Annotated in this window: 15 protein-coding genes and 1 other RNA gene; 10 read left to right on the plus strand and 6 right to left on the minus strand. The window is 65.6% G+C overall.

Features of this window, described 5'->3' with window-relative positions:
• Positions 1-26 precede the first annotated feature (26 nt).
• On the plus strand, positions 27-377 hold the full coding sequence (locus tag QW868_RS23230; protein WP_315734406.1) for a DUF4164 domain-containing protein: 351 nt from the start codon (positions 27-29) through the stop codon (positions 375-377).
• A complete protein-coding gene (locus tag QW868_RS23235; RefSeq protein ID WP_315753275.1) occupies positions 374-757 on the plus strand; it encodes a cell division protein ZapA in 384 nt (127 codons plus the stop codon). Before QW868_RS23230 ends, QW868_RS23235 begins: the two co-directional genes overlap by 4 nt.
• Positions 758-815: 58 nt before the next feature.
• Here the strand turns inward: QW868_RS23235 and QW868_RS23240 are convergent, their stop codons facing one another.
• Both QW868_RS23240 and QW868_RS23245 read right to left on the minus strand, forming a co-directional pair.
• Complete coding sequence (locus tag QW868_RS23240; RefSeq protein ID WP_315775414.1) at positions 816-1,250, minus strand: hypothetical protein; 435 nt, start codon at positions 1,248-1,250, stop codon at positions 816-818.
• A 127-nt stretch (positions 1,251-1,377) separates the two neighbouring features.
• On the minus strand, positions 1,378-1,584 hold the full coding sequence (locus QW868_RS23245) for a hypothetical protein (RefSeq protein ID WP_315775413.1): 207 nt from the start codon (positions 1,582-1,584) through the stop codon (positions 1,378-1,380).
• 213 nt (positions 1,585-1,797) lie between these two features.
• On the opposite strand from QW868_RS23245, the gene QW868_RS23250 reads away from it, so the two are divergent.
• The gene (locus QW868_RS23250) at positions 1,798-3,066 is read left to right on the plus strand and encodes a serine hydrolase domain-containing protein (RefSeq protein WP_410051318.1); all 1,269 of its coding nucleotides are present in this window, start codon (positions 1,798-1,800) and stop codon (positions 3,064-3,066) included.
• A gap of 3 nt (positions 3,067-3,069) precedes the next feature.
• The gene (locus QW868_RS23255) at positions 3,070-3,711 is read left to right on the plus strand and encodes a glutathione S-transferase family protein (protein ID WP_315797022.1); all 642 of its coding nucleotides are present in this window, start codon (positions 3,070-3,072) and stop codon (positions 3,709-3,711) included.
• A 73-nt stretch (positions 3,712-3,784) separates the two neighbouring features.
• Here QW868_RS23255 and QW868_RS23260 read toward each other — a convergent pair whose 3' ends face one another.
• Positions 3,785-5,035 carry a TAXI family TRAP transporter solute-binding subunit gene (locus QW868_RS23260; RefSeq protein ID WP_315775410.1) on the minus strand — a complete coding sequence of 417 codons (1,251 nt, stop codon included), beginning with the start codon at positions 5,033-5,035 and terminating at the stop codon, positions 3,785-3,787.
• 117 nt (positions 5,036-5,152) lie between these two features.
• Positions 5,153-5,608: a DsrE family protein gene (locus tag QW868_RS23265; protein ID WP_316182171.1), complete on the minus strand. Its 456-nt coding sequence runs from the start codon at positions 5,606-5,608 to the stop codon at positions 5,153-5,155.
• 409 nt (positions 5,609-6,017) lie between these two features.
• Here QW868_RS23265 and QW868_RS23270 point away from each other — a divergent pair, with 409 nt between their 5' ends.
• The 5 genes from QW868_RS23270 to QW868_RS23290 all read left to right on the plus strand — a co-directional run bounded on the left by QW868_RS23270 (position 6,018) and on the right by QW868_RS23290 (position 9,989).
• Positions 6,018-7,634, plus strand: a complete 1,617-nt coding sequence (locus QW868_RS23270; protein WP_316231441.1) for an IS1182 family transposase — start codon at positions 6,018-6,020, stop codon at positions 7,632-7,634.
• 9 nt (positions 7,635-7,643) lie between these two features.
• Positions 7,644-7,994, plus strand: a complete 351-nt coding sequence (locus QW868_RS23275) for a hypothetical protein (RefSeq protein WP_316231601.1) — start codon at positions 7,644-7,646, stop codon at positions 7,992-7,994.
• 318 nt (positions 7,995-8,312) lie between these two features.
• Positions 8,313-8,474, plus strand: a non-coding RNA gene (ssrS, locus tag QW868_RS23280) — 6S RNA.
• A gap of 107 nt (positions 8,475-8,581) precedes the next feature.
• Entirely contained in the window at positions 8,582-9,163 is a 582-nt protein-coding gene (locus tag QW868_RS23285) for a 5-formyltetrahydrofolate cyclo-ligase (protein ID WP_315735678.1), read from the plus strand.
• Position 9,164: 1 nt separating this feature from the next.
• Positions 9,165-9,989 carry a TIGR00282 family metallophosphoesterase gene (locus tag QW868_RS23290; RefSeq protein WP_316231602.1) on the plus strand — a complete coding sequence of 275 codons (825 nt, stop codon included), beginning with the start codon at positions 9,165-9,167 and terminating at the stop codon, positions 9,987-9,989.
• 9 nt (positions 9,990-9,998) lie between these two features.
• Here QW868_RS23290 and QW868_RS23295 read toward each other — a convergent pair whose 3' ends face one another.
• Both QW868_RS23295 and QW868_RS23300 read right to left on the minus strand, forming a co-directional pair.
• On the minus strand, positions 9,999-11,429 hold the full coding sequence (locus tag QW868_RS23295; RefSeq protein ID WP_316231603.1) for a methyl-accepting chemotaxis protein: 1,431 nt from the start codon (positions 11,427-11,429) through the stop codon (positions 9,999-10,001).
• A gap of 45 nt (positions 11,430-11,474) precedes the next feature.
• The gene (locus tag QW868_RS23300) at positions 11,475-13,223 is read right to left on the minus strand and encodes a methyl-accepting chemotaxis protein (protein ID WP_316231604.1); all 1,749 of its coding nucleotides are present in this window, start codon (positions 13,221-13,223) and stop codon (positions 11,475-11,477) included.
• Between the two features lie 219 nt (positions 13,224-13,442).
• On the opposite strand from QW868_RS23300, the gene QW868_RS23305 reads away from it, so the two are divergent.
• Positions 13,443-14,189, plus strand: coding sequence for a YebC/PmpR family DNA-binding transcriptional regulator (locus tag QW868_RS23305; RefSeq protein ID WP_315734381.1), 747 nt, complete (start codon positions 13,443-13,445; stop codon positions 14,187-14,189).
• Positions 14,190-14,217 lie beyond the last annotated feature (28 nt).

Consider the following 14,217-nt stretch of genomic DNA (forward strand, 5'->3'; position numbering starts at 1 on the left):
GGCTCCGAGGGCCTCGCATCCGTGCCATGAACGATCACCCTGCCAATCTTACCGGCCAGGTGGAACCCGGCGCCGCCGATCTCGAGGCGGCGACGCGGCGACTGATGACGGCGCTCGACGCGCTGGAGAGCGCGGTCGAGCGGCGGCGCGAGGCGGATCGTGACGAGGACGAGCTCGCCACGCGCATCCAGGCGCTCGGCGCCGACCGCTCGCGTCTCGCCGACGAGCTCGACGGCTCGTTGATGAAAACGCGCCGGCTCGAGCGCACCAATCGCGAGATCGCCGAACGTCTGGACACCGCGATCGGCACCATCCGCACCGTGCTCGCTGGCGGCGACGGGCAGGACGCCGCTGAAGACGATGAGGACGAGGAATGAGCCACATCAACGTCACCATCAACGGCCGCCAATATCGCATGGCCTGCGAGGAAGGCCAGGAGCTCAGGCTGCTCAAGCTCGCCGAGAGTCTCGAATCGCGCATTACCAATCTGCGCGGCAAGTTCGGCGAGATCGGCGACGCCCGGCTCACGGTGATGGCGGCGCTCACCGTCTGCGATGAGCTGATCGACGCCAATCAGCGCGTGCAGGTGCTGGAGCAGGAGCTCGAAGGCCTGCGCAACGTGCGCAACCAGTCCGCCGACCGCGCTCGTGCGACTCAGGTCGCGGTGGCGAAAGCGCTGAACGCTGCCGCCGAGCGCATCGAGCGCACCACGCAGGTGCTCAACCGCACCATCGGCGGTGGTGTGGCGATCGGGTGAGGGCGTACTCCATGAGGTGCTCAACCAGCGCCGTGGGAGTTTTTTAGCATTTATTGATTCACTCTTCGAGGACGGTTGCCGAATAGTCGATAGCAACGTGTCGACCCTTGTAGATGCCCCAATTCCGTGCGCCTGGTTCGAACGGACATTCAGCCCAATCGCGATAAAGCTCGTTGAGTTGTGAGAGCGACAGTGGCGAAGTTAGTGGTTTGGCTGCAGCCATGACTAACAGCAGCCCGCCTGACGATACCCAGACTGCGGTGCACAGCGATCTTCGCTGTTGTTCGGTGCAGCTCGCATACAAGTCCGCTTCGAACTGATTGCAGCGTCGCCCGTATTTGTTGCGCGCGAACTTGAAGGCCCATGGTCCAACTATGACCACCGGCGATCGATTTGCGCCAGATCGTGAGATCTTGATCAAACCGCATTCTCCTTCATAAGGTGCGGTAGTAGTAGGGTGGGCAAAGGCGCGCGTGCAATGCTGCTGCGTCATACGCAGATTCCCGCGCGCTGTGCCCACCGCTATCACGCGCGGTGGCAATGGTGGGCACGGCGCGCCGAGCAATGGTGCAAGCCGAGCCAGCGTGCCAGCGCACCTTTGCCCACTCTCCACGACCGGACTACCAGATCCCCGAAACCAAGATCTCCAGCGCGACGTCCGGCGCTGCCGCTGCCAGCGCGCCGATGCACAGGCCGACGAAGCCGAGCGCGATGGCGCCGCTGATGCCGTGCTGGCTGAAGCCGTAGCTGGCGCCGATTGCGGTGCACAGGATCAGCATGCTGCTGGTCCACAGGATCTGGATGACGAGCTTGATCTTGCTCAGCATGAGTGGCCTCGCAGCCTCCACGATCTCGCCCGTCCCCTTCTTCATACGTCTCACCACTGCCCATTGTGCAGCAGCGAAGCCGATCAATTCATCGCGATGCGATCCGCTTTGCGAGCGCTTGTCGTTCTCCGCTGGCTGACCTAGCCTCGATGCGCGGAGCTATCGAATCTCGCAAGCCATAAGCGGGATCGTCCGCACATCAGGGAGGTGCACTTGAACAAGCTGATCCTCGCGGCAGCGGCCGTCGCGCTCACAACGATCATTGCGCCGGTCGCTGCCGCGCCCTTGCCGGAAGCCAAGCCCGACGAGGTCGGCTTCTCGCCGGCGGGTCTCGCGCGCATGGACGATTTCTTCGCCCGCGAGATCGCCGCCAAGCGCGTGCCCGGCGCGGTCGTGGCGATCGCGCGTGACGGCAAGCTCGTGCATTACAAGGCCTACGGCCAGCTCGATCCGGTCAAGGGCACGCCGATGCCGCTCGACGCGATATTCGCCCTGGCCTCGATGACCAAGCCGATGACTGCGGTCGGCGGGCTGATGCTGATGGAGCAGGGGCGGCTGCCGCTGCAGGCCAAGCTCGCCGACTACTATCCGGCATTCGCCGACATGAAGGTCGGCGTCACCCAGGAGAACGGCGCGCTGCTGCTGATGCCGCAGGCCCGCCCCATCCTGATCCATGATCTCTACCGCCACACCTCGGGCCTGATGTATGGCGGGAGGCCGGACAGCTCCAGCCCGGTGGCGCGGCTCTATCCCGACGGCACCGCGCCTGCGATCGAAGGCGACACCCAGGCCTTCATCGAGCGCATCACCAAGCTGCCGCTGGCGCATCAGCCGGGCACGCAGTTCGAATACGGCTTCTCCATCGACGTGCTCGGAGCCGTGATCGAGAAGGTCAGCGAGCAGCGGCTCGGTGAATATCTTTCAACCAATGTCTGGAAGCCGCTCAGCATGCAGGACGCGACCTTCGCGCCGACCGACGCACAACGCCCGCGGCTGGCGCATCCGTTTCCGAACAATCCGCTGACCGGCAAGCCGCAGGCGATCAAGCTCCTGGACACGCCGACCAGGTCGGACTGCGGCGGCGCCTGCTCGTTCGCCACGATCGGCGACTACGTCCGCTTCGGCCAGATGCTGCTCAATGGCGGCGAGCTCGATGGCGTGCGGATCCTGAGCCCGAAGACGGTGCACCACATGACCTCCAATCATCTCGGCCCGGAGATCAAGAACACCGTCGCCACTGTCGAGCCGCATCGCGCCGGCTTCGGCTTCGGCCTCAGCGTCGCCGTGCGCGTCAGCGAGGGCCTGTCGGCGGTGCCCGGCAATCCCGGCGAGTTCAGCTGGAACGGCGCCTTCGGCACCCAGTTTTTCTGCGATCCCAAGGAGCGGTTGGTCGTGGTGGTCGGCACGGCGGCGCCTGGGGACTTGCGCAAATATTATCGGGAGCAGGTGCAGGACATCGTCTATGGCGCGATGGTGAAATAGCGCATGCTCACGGTTCATCACCTCGGCAAGTCGCAGTCCGAACGTATCGTCTGGCTCTGCGAGGAGCTGGAAATTTCGTACGAACTGAAATGCTACACGCGCGACGCCCGGACGATGCTGGCGCCGCCCGAGTACAAGGCGCTGCATCCGATCGGCGCGGCGCCCGTGATCACCGACGGCGAGCTGGTGCTCGCCGAGTCCGGCGCGGTCGTCGAGTACATCATCGCCAAATACGGCCACGGTCGGTTGCGGCCCAGGCCGGACGATCCGAGCTTCGCGCCGTTCCTCTACTGGCTTCATTTCGCCAACGGCACCCTGCAAGCCGCGATGGGCCGGCTCATGATCCTCAACCGGCTCAATCTGCCGGACGACAATCCCGTGCTCGGCGCTATCAGGGGGCGGCTCGACCGCGCCTTTGCAGCCGTCGAGACGCGCTGCGGCGAGGCGGACTATCTGGCAGGCGGCGCGCTTACCGCCGCCGACATCATGACGGTGTTTTCACTCACCACCATGCGCTACTTCCTGCCCTACGACCTCGCGCCGTTCCCGAACATCCGCGCCTACCTCGCGCGCATCGGCGCCCGCCCGGCCTATCAGCGCGCCATGGCCAAGGGGGACCCGGGCATGGCGTTGTTGTTGAGCTGATCCCGCTCAGCCTGCGTGCCACCACGCAATGACGTCATCCGGCGTAGAGGCGATCGCTGTGAGCCCGATCGCCTCACCTCCCCTGCCGCTTGCGGCTCCAGTCCAAGAACGAGCGATACAGCTCCTCCTTCTCCGCCTTCGACGTCGGCGCCTTGGCCTGCGATTCGAGAAAGGCCTCGAAGCGCTCCTGCTGCGACAGACTGCCGGTCGCGGCGGGCGGCAGGCCGACATTGGCCTCGTTCTTCATCCGCTCCAGCACGGCGTCGACATAGGGATAGCGCTGCCAGCCCGGCACCTGGGCCTCGAGATTGAGATCCTTCCAGCCCGGATGGAACGGCGGCTGCTGCAGCCGCGCGAGGTTGGTGAACAGCGCATCGACGAAGCGATTGACGCGGTCGGCGCGGTCGCTGCCCGGCTTCCAGTTGTAGACGGCCAGCACCGACGGCACAGCGATGGTTTCCACGGCGGTGTCAGGTGCGACCAGTCCCGGATAGGTGTCGGCCTTGATGCTGGTCGGATAGTAGAAATCCGAGAATTGCTGCGTGTACGGCACCGGCACGAAGTGGAATCCAGGATCCGCCTTCTTGCCGCTGAACAGCTCGCCGGGCTTGGAGGCGACATAGACCATCGCGGCGATCTCGCCCTTGTGCAGCTTCTCCAGCGCAACAGGACCACCGATGGCGACAGGCTCAATGTCGATGCCGAGGCGCCGGAAGATCAGCTGCCCCGTATGCGCGGCGGCAACGCCGGCCGTTCCAACCGCGATCTTCTGGCCCTTCAGATCCTGCAGCGACTTGAACTCCTCGCGCGCATAGATGTGCACGTCGGAGATGAAGAAGCGCAGCACGTAGCGGATGCGGTCGTTGATGTTGGAAAGGCCGGCCTGCTTGGCGTAGAAGTCGAACGCATCGGCGTAGGTGACGGCGACGTCGACGCCGCGCAGATACAGGAGATCGGCGATGTTCGAGGTGGTGCCGCGCGTCACCATCGGGATCAGGCGCATGTTGTCGCCATCGTCCATCGTCCGCGCCATCTCGCTGGCGAGGCGGACGAAGCCGCCGTCGGGCAGGCCCGCGGCCAGGCCGACGGTCCATTGGTTCATACGCGTCTTGATGGCGGCTTCATCCGAGGTGCTCCGTGGCTCGGGCGCGCGGGTCTCGGAGACCCGACGCTGGACGGCCCGCCGTTCGGACGCGCGCGCAGGCTTGATCGAGAGCGGAGCGGCGGACTGCTCTTGCGCCCGCACCGCGCCGACGGGGGTGAGCAAGGCAGCCGAAAGCGTTGCCAGCACCAGCAGCGCTGGCCGGGCGAGTACTCTGTGCATGTGACTAGTCCCCGATCGCGTCTGCTCGCCATTCCCCCGAGCAGACTGATGACACAGATCAATCCAAGATCGTATCTCAATGAGCCCTAAACCTGGCAGTTTTGGGGCAAAAACTACCTAAGGTTTCAGGTAGCTCCAGCCGCTCTCCTGCAATTCCATCAGCCTCACTGCGCCCGAGGGCACCAGGCTCGCTTCGGCGACGATCGCAATCGGATGTCCTTCGCGTTTCTCCATGCCGCGTTTGGTGATGTTGCAGGCGGAGAACCTGATCTTGGCGGGAAAGCTGAGCTCTGCGATCTGCTTGAGCCGGTCCTTCACCGGCGAGGTATCCTCGCGCAGCATGTTCAGCCCGGGTCCATAGGTGACGAGCTCGATCTCGACCTCCTCGCCCTTCTCCTTGAACGTCTCCATGATGTTGGTGACGTTGTTCAGCGCCAGATTCATGATCGCCGGATCGTTCTGATCGACCTGGATCGAGACGCGATGAATCTTGACGTCGGCGGCGAGGCTCGCAGCAGCCGACGCGATCAGCAGCGCGCAGGCGGCCGTGACAGTTTTGAGATCGAAGCGCATGCCAGGACTCCAATGTACGATACACGGCATTGGGATGTGGGCATGATCTGCCACAACCTCAGCTTCGACCGATGAGCCCCAATCGTGGCGACACTATGCGCTGCCGACACGGCGCTGCCGCGGGAGCGCCGTCATCGCCACGGCGTCATTGCGAGCGCAGCGAAGCAATCAAGACTGCATCTGCGGAGAGATCCTGGATTGCTTCGGCGCAAGGGCGCGCTAGTCCGGGACGACGGCGGAATGCTGGGCTGGCGGCACGCGAGCAGATGCACGTCGTAAACTGCATGACGGGCAATCCGCACATATCCATCATGCGCAAACTGCCCGTCGCGTTACGATGTCGCAGGCTGCGCGGCTTGTCACGTCGAGGCTGGGCAAGAACTCAGTGTTCACGGTAAGATTTGGGGGCATGACGAATCGGCCGTTCAAGAGCGGCGAGAGCCGCGATCAAAAGAGCCTGCTTCCGCCTCGGATTGAGGATTATGTCGGGCCGGACAATCCGGTTCGTGCGATTGACAGCTACGTCAACGCTCTCGATCTGGCCAAGCTTGGCTTCCGCCACGCCAAGCGGAGGGGATCGGGTGTCGGGCAGCCGCCGTACGATCCGGCGGACCTGCTGAAGCTTTATCTCTATGGTTATCTGAACCAGATCAGATCGTCGCGCCGGCTCGAGCGTGAAGCCGGCCGCAATCTGGAGCTGATCTGGTTGTTGAGGAACCTGAAGCCCGGCTATCGGACGATTGCGAACTTCCGCAAGGAGAACTGGGCTGCCTTGAAGGCGGCGAACCGTAGCTTCGTCCTGTTGCTGCAGGAGATCGGGTTGATCGGCGGGACCCTGGTCGCGGTCGACGGCGCGCTGTTCCACGGCAATGCCAGCAAGGACAGCATCTTCACGCGCGGGAAGCTCGCCAAACAGATCGCCAAGCTCGATGAGGAGATTGAGGCGTACGGCAAGTCTCTCGACACCAACGACGCGGCGGAAGCCAAGCAGCCCGACGACGGCAAGGATGGCAACAAGGATGGCGGCGATGTCGGGGACAAGATCAAGGAGCTGATGGCCAGGCGTGAACGCGCACAGTCCGATCTGGAGAACCTGGACAAGGGCGACAAGGGACAGGTGTCGAAGACCGATTCCGATGCGCGACTGCTGAGCAAGGGCGACCAGACGATCGCAGGCTACAATGTCCAGAGCGTCGTCGACGACAAGCATAAGCTGATCATCGCCAGCGAGGTCGTCAATCGCAGCGATACAGGACACCTTCATATGATGGCGAAGGCGGCCAAGGAGGGCCTCCAGGTCGAGGCGCTGCAGATACTGGCAGATGTCGGCTATTACAACAGCGAGGATATCAAGGCTTGCGAGGATGACGGCGTCACCGCCTATGTCCCGCTGCATCACGGCAATGGCAAGAAGCACGGTCGCTTCACGCGAGGTGACTTCACCTACAATTCCGCGACCGACACCTACCAGTGTCCCGCAGACCAAGCGCTGCATCCAACAAAGAAGCTCTGGAAGAATACGAGCGGCAGGATGGAACGCCGCTACCTGGCCTCCGTGGCGACTTGCGGCATCTGCCCCCTCAAGGCGTCTTGTCTCTCTGCGAAGGAAAAAAGCCGCCGCGTCTCTCGATGGGAGCACGAAGAGGTGCTGGATCGTCACCGCCAGAGGATGGCGAGCGAACAGGCCGGCCAATTGATGCGCCGCCGCTCGGCCATCGTCGAGCACCCGTTCGGCACGCTCAAGTGCCGCGCCGGCTATCAGCACTTCCTTGTCCGCGGCTTCGACAAGGTTCGCGGGGAATGGAGCCTCATGGCGCTCTGCTACAATCTCACCCGCGCCCTCAACATTCTCGGCTTCGACGACTTCCTCGCCCGCATCGCCGAATGGGCTCTTGCAGCTCTACATGCCACTTCCGGCGAAGCGAGGGGCGCATCGGAGGCGGTTTCGCTTGCCCTGATCCGATTCTGGACCATGATGCAGTCATGGCTCGAAATTGCACCGCGCCGAGCCCTCTCACCCCCCTAATTCGGATTCTTGCCCAGCCTCGTCGGGCAAATCAGGTCGATCTTTTCGCCCGTCCTGCTGCCGCATGAGGGGCGTTTCGCGACCGTCACGGACCGTTGGCAGTGGGATGCGATGGGCGTGGATTGCCGCAGCGTGAGCTACTTCACGCGGACGAACGGCGATGCACGTACGGTCAAGTCGCGTGGTCCTGACACCCCGATGCTGGTGTCCCGCGCAATGCGCGCAAGCGCGTTGTCGCGCATGGTGGCCAACAAGCCCGGCGCACCAAGGAGATCGCGAAGCAGCCGTTCAAACCGTCGCGCAGGGAAGGCCGGGTGTTTCCGGCTGCACCTGTGGTACCTGCCGCCTGCATTTTTTTGAGCAGGCGGGCCACGGGCGTCAGCCGACGCCCGGCCTTCCCTGTGCCCTCTGTCTTGAGGGGGGCGATCGAGATCAACAGCTCGGACGCAACGCGTCGCGAGGACGCGAGCCCATGGCATGTTCTGTTGTGTTGCCGCCGCCCCATCGCTGTCATCGCCGGCGCAGTGTGCGCCGCGGTCCCTCGACTTCGCCATCGCCGTCACGGCGTACTGCGCGCCCGGTCGGGCCGGGCGACGACGCCGACTGTTGGCAACCGTGTCGCGCCTCGATCCGCTTCCACCGCTGGCAAAATCATCCCGTGATGGTTACATTGCAACTGCGAGGCTGCGACGCGCGTCCGGAACCAACATATCCCCGGGGCCTTATCGATCCTTTAGGGAACTGTCCCTGGCCAGGTCTGTGGACCTGGACATATGGTGCCCACCTACTTTCGTAGGGAACTCCGGGATCGAGCGTTTCAACGGCGATTGCGGCTTCGCGCTTGTTTTCCGTCTCTCCTCTCCCCTTCGGTTGCCGACCTGCTGCGTTTCTGTAACGTTTGCGTGCCCGCGTCCGCCCGCCCGTCACGGAGGTCACGTCGCATGCCGATGAAGGCCGCTCAGCACACCAAGCAGCAGCTCCGAGCCGCAGCCCTTGTCGCGCGCGACGCGTTGAGCGACGAGACGCGGAGCGCGGCCGCGCAGGCGATCGCCGCGCGCGGGCTCCCCTTCGCATTCGAGCCCGGCACGGTCGTCTCCGGCTATGCGCCGGTCCGCAACGAGCTCGATCCGATGCCGTTGCTGCGTGAGCTGGCGGGGCAGGGGGCGCGGCTGGCGCTGCCGGTCGTGCTGGCGCGCGGCCATTCGCTCTCGTTCCGCGCCTTCGCGCCGGGCGACCGGCTGACGCTCGGGTCGCTCGGCATCCCCGAGCCGTCGCCGGCAGCCGCCGAGCTGGTGCCCGATGTGATGCTGGTGCCGCTCGCCGCCTTCGACCGCACCGGCCACCGCATCGGTTACGGCGGGGGCTACTACGACTACACCTTTTCGCACCTGCGGAAGATGCATCACGTCATCGGCGTCGGCCTCGGCTTCGCCATTCAGGAAACCGAGGCCATCCCGGCCTTGGCCCACGACGCGGCGCTGGATTATGTGCTAACCGAGCGCGAGACCTTGGATTTCCGGAGCAATTGAGTTGCGAATTCTCTTCGTCGGCGACGTCGTCGGCCGGGCCGGCCGCAGCGCCGTCTCGGACCACCTTCCAGGCTTGATCCGCGATTGGGCGCTCGATCTCGTCATCGTCAATGGCGAGAACGCGGCCGGCGGATTCGGCATCACCGAGGCGATCTATCAGGAGCTCGTCGATGCCGGCGCCGACGCGGTCACGCTCGGCAACCACTCCTGGGATCAGCGCGAGGCACTGGTGTTCATCGAGCGCGCGCCGCGCCTGGTGCGCCCTGCGAACTATCCGGCAGGCACGCCCGGCCGTGGCGCCGCGCTGATCGACGCCAAGAACGGTGCCCGCGCGCTGGTGGTCAACGTGCTCGGGCGCGTGTTCATGACGCCGTTCGACGATCCGTTCGCGGCGGTCGGCCGCGAGCTCGGCGCCTGCCCGCTGCGCGAGGCGGCGGATGCGATCGTGGTCGACGTGCATTGCGAGGCCTCCAGCGAGAAGCAGGGCCTGGGCTATTTTTGCGACGGCCGCGCCAGCCTCGTCGTCGGCACCCATACGCATGTGCCGACGGCCGATCACCGGATCCTGCCCGGCGGCACCGCCTACATGACCGATGCCGGCATGACCGGCGATTACGACTCCATTATCGGCATGCAGAAGGACGAGCCGCTGCGCCGCTTCCAGTCGGGCATCCCGTCGGCGCGCTTCGAGCCGGCCTCCGGCGAGGCGACGTTGAGCGGTGTGGCGGTCGAGACCGACAACGGCACCGGGCTTGCGATCAAGGTCGCGCCGGTGCGCATCGGCGGCCGGCTGTCGCAGACGAGGCCGGCGTTCTGGGGAGAATGAGAGCCTGCGTCAGGCCTTGAGGCGAAAACCCATCCGGAACGCGCCCCAATGGCGGCCCTTGATGACAATCGGCGCGGACAGGTCCTTCATCAGCACGAACTGCCCGCCGCCCATGTCGCGGCGGTAGGTCTGGAGCAGAAACGGCTTGTTGCTGGCGGCGGCCACCTTCTTCACCGCGCGGTCGTCGAACAGCCGGCGGTTGCGGCAGTTGGCGTTGTTCCAGACCGGATCGGGCCCCTGCGGCTTGCGGTAGTTCGGATTGTGCGTCGGCAGATAGCCGCCGCGCGCCCAGGCGACGCAGAACACGATGCGCGGGTCGCTGCCCTGGATCGGGTCCTGGATCGCCGGCAGGACGCGGTCGGTGAACTCGACGTAGCGCGTCATGTACTGCTTGGGATTGGTGCCGGGGATCTCGCGATAGCTCTCGTCCATCAGGTCGGCGAGCGTGATCTCGCCGCGGTCGATCGCCGCCTCGAAGGTCGCCGAGATCTGCCGGGCGGTGTCGACGACGGACTGGATCAGCGGCGCGTCCGTGGTCTGTACGCCGCTCTCGGCGATCAGCCCGATCAGCGCCTCGGAATGATCGAGCAGCTTGGCGATCCGGCTGTCGGCCTGCTTGAGCTCGACCGAGGACTGGTCGACGCCCTTGGCGAGCTCGTTGAGCTCGGTGATGACCGTGTCGCAATGCGCGAGGTTGGAGGTCGCGGCCTTCGCCACGCCGTCGATCTCCTGGCCGACGCTGGTGAAGCCGTCCTGGACGCGGACGATGATGCCGCCGATCTGCTGGGCGCCTTCACCCGCGGTCTTGGCGCGCGACGAGGCCTGGCCGCTCTCGCCGAGCAGGCTCTTCACCTGCGAGTCGAGCCCGCGCAGGGTGTCGCCGATCTGCTGCGTGGCCTGGCGAGTCGCCTCGGCGAGCGACTTCACCTCGCTGGCGACGACAGCGAAGCCCCGGCCGGCGCTGCCGGCACGGGCCGCCTCGATGGTGGCGTTCAGCGCCAGCAGGTTGGTCTGCTTGGCGATCGCCTCGATCGCGACCGAGACCTTGGCGACCTGCGACAGCGCATCGCCGACCGAGCCGAGCCGCTGCTCGATCCGCTCGACGGAGTCGACCAATTCGGCGATGTGCCGCACCGCGGTGTCGACCACGCTGCGCGACTGGGCGATGTCGCCCACTGCGGCGGTCGTGGCCGATTGCACCGCCTGCGAGGCGGTGGCGATGTCGTGATTGGCCGCGACCATGGTCTTGGCGGTGGCCTGCAGATGCCCGAACCGCTGCGACTGGTAGCTGACGCGGGCGGCGACCTCCTGGACGTTGCCGGCGACGTCGGCAAGCTCGACGCCGAGGCCGCCGATGCGGTCGGCGATCTCGTCGATCAGCCGCTCGGCGCCGGTGCGCGCGTCGTGACTTTCCAGAATGGCGCGTTGCGCGAACGACATGTCCAGGCTCCAGGGCTTGAAAGGATCAGAAAATCACCGCTCGACTCACAATTTGTAGGCGGTGCGGAAGCCGCCCCAGTGCCGGCCGCGGACCCGGATCGGTACGTCGATTTCGCGCATCATGACGGTGTTGCCGTTGCCCATGTCGCGCGCGTAGCTCTGGATCAGATAGGGCCGCTGGTTGCGGCCCGCGGCGAGCCCGGCCGGATCGTTGAAGATGCGGCGGTTGCGGCTGTTGGCGGTGTTGAAGGCTGCGTCGCCCGGCCGCTGCGGATGCGAATAGATCCGGTTGTGCACCGGCAGATAGCCGTTGCGATCGATCGCGACGCAGAACGCCATGCGCTGGTCCTTGGCGAGGAAGGCCTCCTGGAACGAAGGCAGCACGCGCTCGGCCCAGTCGAGAATCCGGCTGCGGTGCTGCTGCGGATTGGTGCCGGGGATCTCGACATAGTTGGTATCGAACATGTCCTCGAGCGTGATCTCGCCGCGCGCGACGGCGCTTTCGAACATCCGGTTCAGCTCGGTGCCGGCTTCCATGGCGCGGGTGACGAACTCGTTGTTCTCCTCGTGCAGCGCCCAGAGCTTGTCCTCGATCTTCTCGCGCAGCTCGGCATTGGGCGCATCGAACCGCGCCTGGGCGCCGGCCTTCACCTGCTCGGTGACGCGCAGGCGGCACGGGCCGACGTCCTCCAGCACGGCGTCGACCCCCTCGTTCACGGCGAGACGGCTCGCGTCGGGGCCGGTGATCAGCACGCCGTCGTTGGCAATCTCGTAGACCGCGGCCGTGATCGTGCGGGCGCCGGATTTGATCTCGAGCTTGAGATGGCAAGGCAGGCGCTCGCTGCCGCTGCGTACGGGCCGATCGCCCTGGCGCAGCAGCACGGCACAGCGCGCCTTCAGCTTCTGGGCGTACATGGTTACGGCGCGCCCGGCGTTCGTGACGCGCTCGCCATAGCTCTCGGCCTGCTGGGTGGCGCTGCTGATGTCAGCGGCGCTGTCGACCACCGAGGATATGAACTGCGAGGCCTGCGCCGCATTGTTCGACATCTCGCCGGTGGTCTGGTTCTGCTCGGCGACGGCGCCGTTGACGTTGGTGAAGACCGGGCGGATCGCCTCGATCGCCTGGGCGATGCGGTGGACGGCGTCGGCCGAGCCGGCGGCGTCCTTCTGCAGTGCCTCGATCTTGCGGGTGATCTCCTCGGTCGCGTTCTGGGTCTGGACGGCAAGCGCCTTGACCTCGGTCGCCACCACCGCGAAGCCGCGGCCGGCTTCGCCGGCGCGAGCGGCCTCGATGGTCGAGTTGAGCGCGAGCAGGGTGGTCTGGCGCGCGATCTGGGAGATCAGGTTGACGACGTTGCCGATCGCCGCCGAGGATTCGCGCAGGCGGTCGACGTTGGCCCGGGCTTCCGTGGCGGCGGCGCTGGCCTGGTCGGCGAGCTGGCCGCCGTCCTGGACCTGGGCACGGATACCGTGGGCGGACTGGGTCACCTTCTCTGCGGCGTGGGCGAACGTCGCCGCCGTTCCTTGCGCGGCGCTGCTGCGGCCGCTCAGCGCATCGGCGCGCTGGCGAATGTCCGTCAGCGTCCCCGCCGTCGCCTCGGCGCCGCTGGCGACCGCATCGGCGGCGCGCTCGAGCTGGCGAATCATGCCGCCGAGTTCCAGCTCCAGCAGGTCGAGGATGGCCTTGGCCGAATCGGCATCCGACGACGCCGGCGGCTCCGGCGCGGCCACCGGTTTCGGTTCAGCCACCGGATCGGGCGCAGAGGGTCGTCTTGCAAGGAAACCAAACGCCATGGGGCGGCCCCGGTGCGGTGAAAAGGTGCAGAGGGGCGGCATCGTTGCACTTGACTGTGAAGCCGTGGTTAACATTTGGCTTATGGTGCAGGGCAGCCAACCGGCTCTTCGAAGGGGGCGGCCACCCTGAATCCACCTCAAATCTTTGATTTTGACGATTCCCGGCCTATAAGGCCGCGCTTCCCCCACCTGATCCCCTACGATTTCAAGAGACCTCGCATGGCCGGCCATTCCCAATTCAAGAACATCATGCATCGCAAGGGCCGGCAGGATGCGATGAAGTCCAAGCTGTTCGGCAAGCTGGCGCGCGAAATCACCGTCGCCGCCAAGCTCGGCACGCCGGACCCGGCGATGAACCCGCGGCTGCGGGCCGCGGTGGTCGCCGCCCGGGCCGAGAACATGCCCAAGGACAACATCGAGCGCGCCATCAAGAAGGCGCTCGGCGGCGAAGGCGACAATTACGACGAGATCCGCTACGAGGGCTATGGCCCGGGCGGCGTCGCCGTCATCGTCGAGGCGTTGACCGACAACCGCAACCGCGCCGCCTCCGACATCCGCTCCTACTTCACCAAATCCGGCGGCAATCTCGGCGAGACCGGCTCGGTGTCGTTCATGTTCGACCGCGTCGGCATCATCGAATACGACCGCAGCGTCGCCTCGGATGACGCGGTGCTGGACGCCGCCATCGAGGCTGGCGCCGACGACGTGATCTCGGGCGAGGGGGGGCACGAGATCTATGCCTCGCCGGAGAGCCTGCGCGAGGTCGCCAAGAATCTCGAGGCCAAGTTCGGCGAGCCGCGCAAGGCGGCGCTGACCTGGAAGCCGCAGAACACCGTGGCGGTCGACGACGAGACCGCCGAGAAGCTGCTGAAGCTGATGGATCTGCTGAACGAGCACGACGACGTCCAGAACGTCTATGCCAATTTCGAGATCTCGGACGCGCTGATGGCGAAGATGGGCGGTTGACGGACGCTTAACCACGTCGTTCGTCCGT

Source organism: Bradyrhizobium sp. SZCCHNR1051, from assembly GCF_032489615.1.
Lineage (GTDB): Bacteria > Pseudomonadota > Alphaproteobacteria > Rhizobiales > Xanthobacteraceae > Bradyrhizobium.

Coding starts and splice junctions, on each gene's coding strand:
- QW868_RS23230 (WP_315734406.1), top strand. CDS start 27: ATGAACGATCACCCTGCCAATCTTACCGGCCAGGTGGAACCCGGCGCC.
- QW868_RS23235 (WP_315753275.1), top strand. CDS start 374: ATGAGCCACATCAACGTCACCATCAACGGCCGCCAATATCGCATGGCC.
- QW868_RS23240 (WP_315775414.1), bottom strand. CDS start 1,250: ATGACGCAGCAGCATTGCACGCGCGCCTTTGCCCACCCTACTACTACC.
- QW868_RS23245 (WP_315775413.1), bottom strand. CDS start 1,584: ATGCTGAGCAAGATCAAGCTCGTCATCCAGATCCTGTGGACCAGCAGC.
- QW868_RS23255 (WP_315797022.1), top strand. CDS start 3,070: ATGCTCACGGTTCATCACCTCGGCAAGTCGCAGTCCGAACGTATCGTC.
- QW868_RS23260 (WP_315775410.1), bottom strand. CDS start 5,035: ATGCACAGAGTACTCGCCCGGCCAGCGCTGCTGGTGCTGGCAACGCTT.
- QW868_RS23265 (WP_316182171.1), bottom strand. CDS start 5,608: ATGCGCTTCGATCTCAAAACTGTCACGGCCGCCTGCGCGCTGCTGATC.
- QW868_RS23270 (WP_316231441.1), top strand. CDS start 6,018: ATGACGAATCGGCCGTTCAAGAGCGGCGAGAGCCGCGATCAAAAGAGC.
- QW868_RS23285 (WP_315735678.1), top strand. CDS start 8,582: ATGAAGGCCGCTCAGCACACCAAGCAGCAGCTCCGAGCCGCAGCCCTT.
- QW868_RS23295 (WP_316231603.1), bottom strand. CDS start 11,429: ATGTCGTTCGCGCAACGCGCCATTCTGGAAAGTCACGACGCGCGCACC.
- QW868_RS23300 (WP_316231604.1), bottom strand. CDS start 13,223: ATGGCGTTTGGTTTCCTTGCAAGACGACCCTCTGCGCCCGATCCGGTG.
- QW868_RS23305 (WP_315734381.1), top strand. CDS start 13,443: ATGGCCGGCCATTCCCAATTCAAGAACATCATGCATCGCAAGGGCCGG.